We start from the raw sequence: 6934 nt of genomic DNA, 5'->3' as shown, positions 1-6934 counted from the left end.
AGTTTCGGGGGGCAGGTCACTTCATCGCCGGTATCCTGGTCGGGTTCGCGCTCTATCTGCCGAAGGCCTGGACGGATGACCGGGATCGCCTGGCGACAGCCCATGTGCCGAAAAACGTTCACTTTACCACCAGGCCGGCACTGGCGCTTACGATGATCGAGCGGGCGATTGCGCAAAACCTGCCGTTTTCCTGGGTGGCGGCCGACAACGTCTATGGCGTTCAAACGCAAGGCCAGGGGCTATGTGCTGGGCATGAACGCCAACCCTTCCTTCCGCTCATGGGGCAAGCCGCTGGCCGTGGCAAGTCCAGCGAAGCACATCGCTGAAGCTTTGCCCGAGAATGCCTGGAACCGCGTGCCGGAAGGCGACGGAACCAAGGGCCCGAAACTACATGACTGGGCCTTTCTCGATCTCGCTGATCTTGACGCCGATGATTTCGACGCGGCTTTCGCCGACCTCTGGACCCGCGGGCTGCTGATCTGCAGCAACATCGCCGACGGCGATCTCACCTTCTTCTCGACCTGGTGTCCGCTTGGTGCAACTTTGGAAAAACGGGTAACAGTGGAAGGCGCATCGTTGCGCGATCGAAGATAGTTTTGAAGCCGCCAAGAACGAGTTCGGCCTCGACCACACTGAAACCCGCTCCTGGCATCGCTGGCATCGGCACGTCCCGCTGGTGATGCTCGCTTTCGCGCGGATGGTCATCATCCGCAATCACGCCAACTCCCGTCCTTCGGATCGCCAAAAAACAATGCAATCGCCAAGGGGCAGGATCGCCAACTGATCCGCTGGTCGATGCCGGAAATCCGCCGCATCGCCACGCGCCTCGCGCGGCATCAAATTCATCCCGTCCATGTCATCAGATGGTCGCTCGGGCGACGAGCGCATCAGGCAGCAGCGCAACAAGCACACATCAAATCCAAAATGCAACTGGAATGCCAAGGGCCGTTGGCTCGCCGGGCTGGATGATTGCGGCGGCAATCGAGATGAAGGCTTTGATCTCTGATCAGATTTACAGGATCGCATGGAGATCCCTTTGTGTTCCATCAACTTGCAGACGCAATTTTCGATCAGATGCCGCCATTTTTAGGTTTCCCTGTCAAACTCCGCCGGAAACCTCAAATTGCATTTCGGCTGGGTGACAGGGATGATGGCGCGATCCTTCATGCCTTTTCGCAGCCAATCGGCTCGGCGGCCTTGTCCACTTCCCTCTCATCGTTTGCGTGCAAACAATGAGACCGGGCCAGCAGATGTCCGGCTCAGGCGTTGCGGACCAGGGCTTGGGTCTCGCTCAAGTCATGGGGCTGTCCGGGCATCAGGCAGAAATCGACGAGATCACCGTGCGCGTCCGTCATAGCCAGAATTTTCGTCGTTATGCCGCCACGAGCCCCCCCTCTCGGTGACTGCCTTCAATCGCCTGCCGGGCAACGGATGGCCTGGCTTTGAGTCCCCCTTTTGCGCCCTGACCCGCGCGGTGAACCTTGACGATGGTTCCGGCAATCATTGCGTATTCGAGGTCTGCGTCCGAGGCCAAGACTTTGAACATAAGACGGAAAGCATCCGCCTTGACCCACCTGCGGAACCGCTTGAAAACGCTTTTCTATTTGCCAAATTCGTTCGGAACTTCCCGCAACTGCGCCCCGGTGCGAACAATGCACAGGACTGCCTCCATGAACAGGCCCGCGCGCCCTGCGCGCCCCGGATCGGATGGCTTCGCAAGGCAATAAGGTTCGATGATCGCACAGTGGGCATGACCCAAAGCGCGTCAAGCCTGCTCTCCTATGTTTGCAACCTTGAATCTGAAGTCAGATCATTTGGGGATTCGATACGTCAACAATCGCTAGCACTCTCCCGTCTTCTCTGTAAAAATATCCTGGGGGGAATTGCCGCAAGGCAAGGGGGGCAAAGCCCCCGCTCTCGTCCCCGAAGCGGAGGTATAATGTCATCCCAAACCACAGATTTCGCCATTATCGGCGGCGGCATCGTTGGTCTTGCCACCGCGCTGGAACTGCAATCACGCCATCCAAACGTGAAAATAACCCTGCTGGAGAAGGAACCGCGCCCTGCGCTGCATCAGACCGGGCGAAATTCGGGGGTGATCCACGCCGGCGTCTACTATGCACCCGGCAGCCTCAAGGCACAATTTTGTGCCGCCGGTGTCCCCGCGACCCTTGCCTTTTGCGCCGAGCATTCCATCCCGACCCAGACCTGCGGCAAGCTGATCGTCGCCACAGACGCTTCCGAACTCCCCCGCATGGTCAATCTCGAAACCCGCGCCCGCGCCAACGGGATTGAGATTGAACAGCTGACTGGAGAGCAAGCGCGCACGCTGGAGCCAAACATCGCCGCAGTCGCTGCGCTGCTTTCACCAGCCACCGGTATCGTTGATTTCGGCGTGGTCGCGCTGAAAATGGCGGAAGTGTTCAAGGCGCGGGGCGGCGAAATCCACCTCAATGCCCACGTCACCGGCGGCACGGAAGGCGCGCAAGGGATCACGTTGGAAACCAGCATTGGCCGATATTTCGCAGGCAAAGCCGTGTTCTGTGCGGGATTGCAATCCGACCGCATGGCGCGAACCTTCGGTGCCGATGTCAAATTTCGGATCATCCCGTTTCGCGGCGACTATTTCGCGATCAAGAACCAACCGCCCAACCTCGTGCAGCATCTGATCTACCCGATCCCGGACCCGGATCGCCCCTTCCTCGGTGTGCATCTGACCCGCAAAATGAACGGCGGATTTACTGTTGGCCCTTCGGCGGTTCTTGCAGGCGCGCGCGAAAGCTATGGCAAAGCCAGCGTCGATCTTGCTGATCTCGGCTCGACGCTCGGCTATGCCGGTTTCTGGAAGCTGCTGGTGAAAAATGCGGGCTCCGCGCTGGATGAGCTGGGTTCCGCAATGTTCCGCACTCTCTATCTGAAAAAGGTACAACGCTACTGCCCGCGCATTCAGGCTGCAGACCTTTCCCCCTATAAATCGGGGATCAGGGCGCAAGCGGTGGCACCCGACGGCAAGATTATCGACGATTTCCTGTTTGTCGAAACCGCGCACGGCCTGCATGTCTGCAACGCGCCTTCCCCTGCGGCCACCTCTGCCATTCCGATCGCTGCACACATCGCGGACCGGTTGCTGCGGGCTTAACGCTTCGGTATTTGCAACACCGCCAGTTCCTGTTCAAACGCCACCCTCACCGGTTCCGCGCCGTGCAGAAGTGACAACCGCAACAGGCCAAAGCGAATATGCGCCAATTCGCGGTAATGCGTCAAAAACGCCGCGTTCAGGCTTGCACCGGTCACAGCACCCAGTACCGGCACCGCTTGTGCAGCCAGTTTCTGGCTCATGACCGCTGCAAATTTCGGCACGATCTTGGCGAGCAGCTTTTGCAACGCCGGGCCCGTCAGCGTGATCCGTGCCCCGATGAAGGAGGAGTTGATCCCATCGTCATCATCCAGCGGCCCGCCCGACATCAGCACCCGCAATGCCTCTGCCCGCACTTCCGGAAGGTTGGTGTCGAACCCTTCCGCCTCTGCCGCACGCAGGATTGCATGCAGGATCACGGTGATCGAGATCGGAAGTTCGGCCAAAGCCGTCGCAAAGCCGCCGGCACCACCAACCGCGCCGGTAATGGCCGCCAGCACCGGCGCGCCGTGTCGCCCGACATCCGGCGCGCGTTGACCGCGCTGCGCCAGATCGACCGCGCGGCGCAAAGCGGCAGAGGTCACCTGCTCCACCCGCGCGCGCAAGCCCTTCGGAAGCTTGTCCAATTGCGCTTCCAGCGTGCCACCGAATTTGTTCAGCACCCGCATCAGCGGACCATTGACCCGGCTTTGGCGATAGGCCAGCGCCGAAATCTCCAGCCCCGGATCAGCGAGGGGGTTACTCGGCAGTTGATGTACAAGCGGGTTTTCCATGCGTTGAATCTATGCAGACCGGTTTTGCAAAACAAGCGGCAGATGTACGATTCACGCAAGGGCGCGCGTCACCTCACCCTCGATCCCCGCCCAGGCACCATCGCGCAATTCATGGCCCAAAACCCGGTCCGGGTTTGTGGGTGGCGGCATCACCACGCCGTCCAACCGGACAAAGCCAAATCGACCGTAATAAGGTGCGTCGCCGACCAGAAGCACACGCGTCCACCCCAGACCACGCGCGCGTGACAGGCTTTCGGTAATCAGCAATGCGCCCAAACCTTCACCCTGCCGCGTCGGATGCACCGCAATAGGCCCAAGCAAAAGCACGTCGCGCCCGCCGACCTTGGCTGGCCAATAGCGGATTGCTGCCGCCAGAACGCCGTCAGCGTCCCGCAAAAGCAGACAGAGCGAGGCAATTGTCGGCACCCCGTCGCGCAGCCTATACGACGAGAGTGCGGTGCGTCCGGGCGCAAAACACAGGTCATAAAGAGCCTCGACCTCCCACCAGTCGGCCTCTGCCTCTTCTTGCAACCGATACAAAGGCAGCCCCCCTGTAAATTCCCCGACGCGCCTAACATGCTGCGGAGAAAGGGGCAATTGCCACCCTTGATTTTCGCGTGCCAGGCGATACCTCATGGACCGGATCAAATGCCCCGGCGCGTGACAATGGGTAAGTCGTAAACCGCAAACGCAACAATTGCAGGGTGCCGCCAAGTCTCGCGGGTGACGATGATTTACAGGGTTGCCGACCGCATGATAGCCAATAGAAAGTGGCCCGATGCCGTTCCTCTTTCGTTTGAAAGCACAGTATGACAAAGACCGTCAAAGACTACATCCGCACCATCGAAGGCTTCCCGCATGAGGGGATTTTGTTCCGCGATGTGACCACGCTCTTTGCTGACCCGCGCGGGTTTCGCATGGCGATTGACCAGCTTCTGTCGCCCTATGCCGGGATGCAGATTGACAAGGTGACCGGGTTGGAGGCGCGCGGTTTCATCCTTGGCGGGGCGGTGGCGCATCAGCTTTCGACGGGTTTTGTGCCGATCCGCAAAAAGGGCAAACTGCCGGGTCGCACCGTCGCCCAAGCCTACACGCTGGAATATGGTGAGGCGGTGATGGAAGTGCATGACGACGCTTTCCTGCCGGGTGAGAAGGTGCTGCTGGTTGATGATCTGTTGGCGACAGGGGGCACTGCCGAAGCCGGGATCAAGTTGATTGAGCGGCTTGGTGCGCAGGTGATTGGCTGTGCCTTCGTCGTGGATCTGACTGATCTGGGTGGCCGCAAGAAGCTGGAGGCTTTGGGGATGGAAGTCCACGCGCTCTGCGCGTTCGAAGGACACTGAGCCGATGCGGCGCTCGGTAACCTTTTGGTAACGGATTGGCCTTAGAACGAAGAAACCGGGATGACCGGTCGCTGCTTGCAAACACGTGACCACTCAACCCCAGCCCTGCCGGTTTACCCCGGCGGGGCATCTCGTTTCCACGGGAACAGGAAAAATTCTTCGCCAAAGAAATTCGCGAGCCTCCATTGCGTTCCTGGTTTTCGAATGCCGGATTTCGACACAGGTTGGATTCAGGTATTTTTACCAAGATGAAATGAGGACGGCTCTCGCAGGACGGCGCCGGGGTTCATGATGCCATTCGGGTCCAGCGCCGATTTGATCGCCCGCATTGCGGCCAGCTTCGTCGAGTCGCCGTATTTTTCCAGATCGTCGATCTTCAACCGGCCGATCCCGTGTTCGGCACTGACAGATCCGCCGCGCGCGTCGACCATGTCATGTATGAGAGTTTTGATTGCATTGCCAAGCCGTTGATATTCGTCACGGGACCGGCCCGTGGCAGGGAAAACATTGTAATGCAGGTTGCCGTCGCCAAGATGGCCGAAACAATTGATCCGGCAATCGCAGAGTTTGGCGAGGGCGGGCGCGGCATCCGCGATGAAGCCTGCGACTTCACCCAAGGGCAGCGAGACATCATGGCTGGAAATCGCCCCGATCCGGCGATTGCCCTCGGGCAGGGATTCACGCAGCGCCCAGAAATCACTGCGCTGGGTCTCGGATTGCGCGATCAACCCGTCTAGCACCAGACCCGCGTTTACGCCATCCTCGAACAGGCGCTCCAAGGCTGTGTCGGGGCCCAGCCCTTCTGGCAGGCCAAGATCAATCAGCACCATCCAATCCGGCGCGGTCGCAAAAGGCTGGCGCAAATCGGGCATGGTTTCGGCCAGAAAATCCAAGCCGGTTTTTGCGATCAACTCAAAGGCAGAAACCAGCCCACCGAGGCGCGTTTGTGCCAGCGCCAGAAGCTCCAATGCGGCGGCGGGGTTCGGCACCACCATCAGCGCGGTGCCCACCCCTGCCGGAACCGGGGCGAGTTTCAGGCTCGCCGCCGTGATCACGCCCAGCGTGCCTTCCGCGCCGATCAAAAGGTTGCGCAGGTCATAGCCGGTGTTGTCCTTGCGCAGCCGTTTCAACCCGTGCCAGATCGCGCCATTGGGCAGCACCGCCTCCAGCCCCAGACACAGATCGCGCGTGTTGCCGTAGCGCAGCACATTCACACCGCCCGCATTTGTCGAAAGGTTGCCGCCGATCCGCGCCGTGCCCTGGCTGGCCAACGACAGCGGGAACAGCCGATCCACGGCAAGGGCGGCACTGTGCACCTCGGCCAGGGTGGCCCCCGCTTCGACAATGATCACATATTCTGCCGGGTGGACGGCGCGGACGGCGCGCATCCGTTCCAGTGACAGCACAAGCGGCAAGGGACCATCGGGCTTGATCTGCCCGAGAACGAGCCCGGTGCCGCCACCAAAAGGCACCACACCGACGCGGGCCGCATTACAGGCGGCGAGGATGGTTGACACCTCCTCTACACTGCGCGGGCGCGCGATAGCGGCGGCGTGACCCGCGGTCCGGCCGCGCGGATCGGTCAGGTAGCGGGCTTCTGGCGGCGTAAGTGCGCCTTCCGGCAATCGCGCGGCGAGGTTTTGCAGAAAGGCCGGGTCAGCAGGGTTCACCATGGGAGCCTC

The 6934-nt window shown here is 60.5% G+C and carries 5 protein-coding genes and 2 pseudogenes; 3 read left to right on the top strand and 4 right to left on the bottom strand.

Annotated features, from left to right (window positions below; all coding sequences use genetic code 11):
* A pseudogene (locus L0H65_RS00945) lies at positions 1-784 on the top strand (IS701 family transposase); the annotation flags it as partial.
* A gap of 511 nt (positions 785-1295) precedes the next feature.
* On the opposite strand, the pseudogene L0H65_RS00940 reads toward L0H65_RS00945, so the two are convergent.
* Positions 1296-1705: pseudogene (locus L0H65_RS00940) on the bottom strand (transposase); the annotation flags it as partial.
* 234 nt (positions 1706-1939) lie between these two features.
* On the opposite strand from L0H65_RS00940, the gene lhgO reads away from it, so the two are divergent.
* A complete protein-coding gene (gene lhgO, locus L0H65_RS00935; protein WP_301456887.1) occupies positions 1940-3139 on the top strand; it encodes an L-2-hydroxyglutarate oxidase in 1200 nt (399 codons plus the stop codon).
* Here the strand turns inward: lhgO and L0H65_RS00930 are convergent.
* Positions 3136-3909, bottom strand: a complete 774-nt coding sequence (locus L0H65_RS00930) for an EcsC family protein (protein ID WP_301456886.1) — start codon at positions 3907-3909, stop codon at positions 3136-3138. The two genes, lhgO and L0H65_RS00930, sit on opposite strands and share 4 nt — an antisense overlap.
* 51 nt (positions 3910-3960) lie before the next feature.
* Positions 3961-4449, bottom strand: coding sequence for a GNAT family N-acetyltransferase (locus L0H65_RS00925; protein ID WP_301456885.1), 489 nt, complete (start codon positions 4447-4449; stop codon positions 3961-3963).
* A gap of 269 nt (positions 4450-4718) precedes the next feature.
* Between L0H65_RS00925 and L0H65_RS00920 the strand changes: the two genes are divergently transcribed.
* Complete coding sequence (locus tag L0H65_RS00920; RefSeq protein WP_301456884.1) at positions 4719-5252, top strand: adenine phosphoribosyltransferase; 534 nt, start codon at positions 4719-4721, stop codon at positions 5250-5252.
* A gap of 230 nt (positions 5253-5482) precedes the next feature.
* Here the strand turns inward: L0H65_RS00920 and L0H65_RS00915 are convergent, their stop codons facing one another.
* Entirely contained in the window at positions 5483-6925 is a 1443-nt protein-coding gene (locus L0H65_RS00915) for an FAD-binding oxidoreductase (RefSeq protein WP_301456883.1), read from the bottom strand.
* Between the last annotated feature and the right edge of the window lie 9 nt (positions 6926-6934).

The organism is Pseudorhodobacter sp. (assembly GCF_030452865.1).
Classification (GTDB): domain Bacteria; phylum Pseudomonadota; class Alphaproteobacteria; order Rhodobacterales; family Rhodobacteraceae; genus Pseudorhodobacter.
The sequence above is the reverse complement of the archived record's forward strand: the minus strand, read 5'-3'. Positions and strand labels throughout refer to the sequence as shown.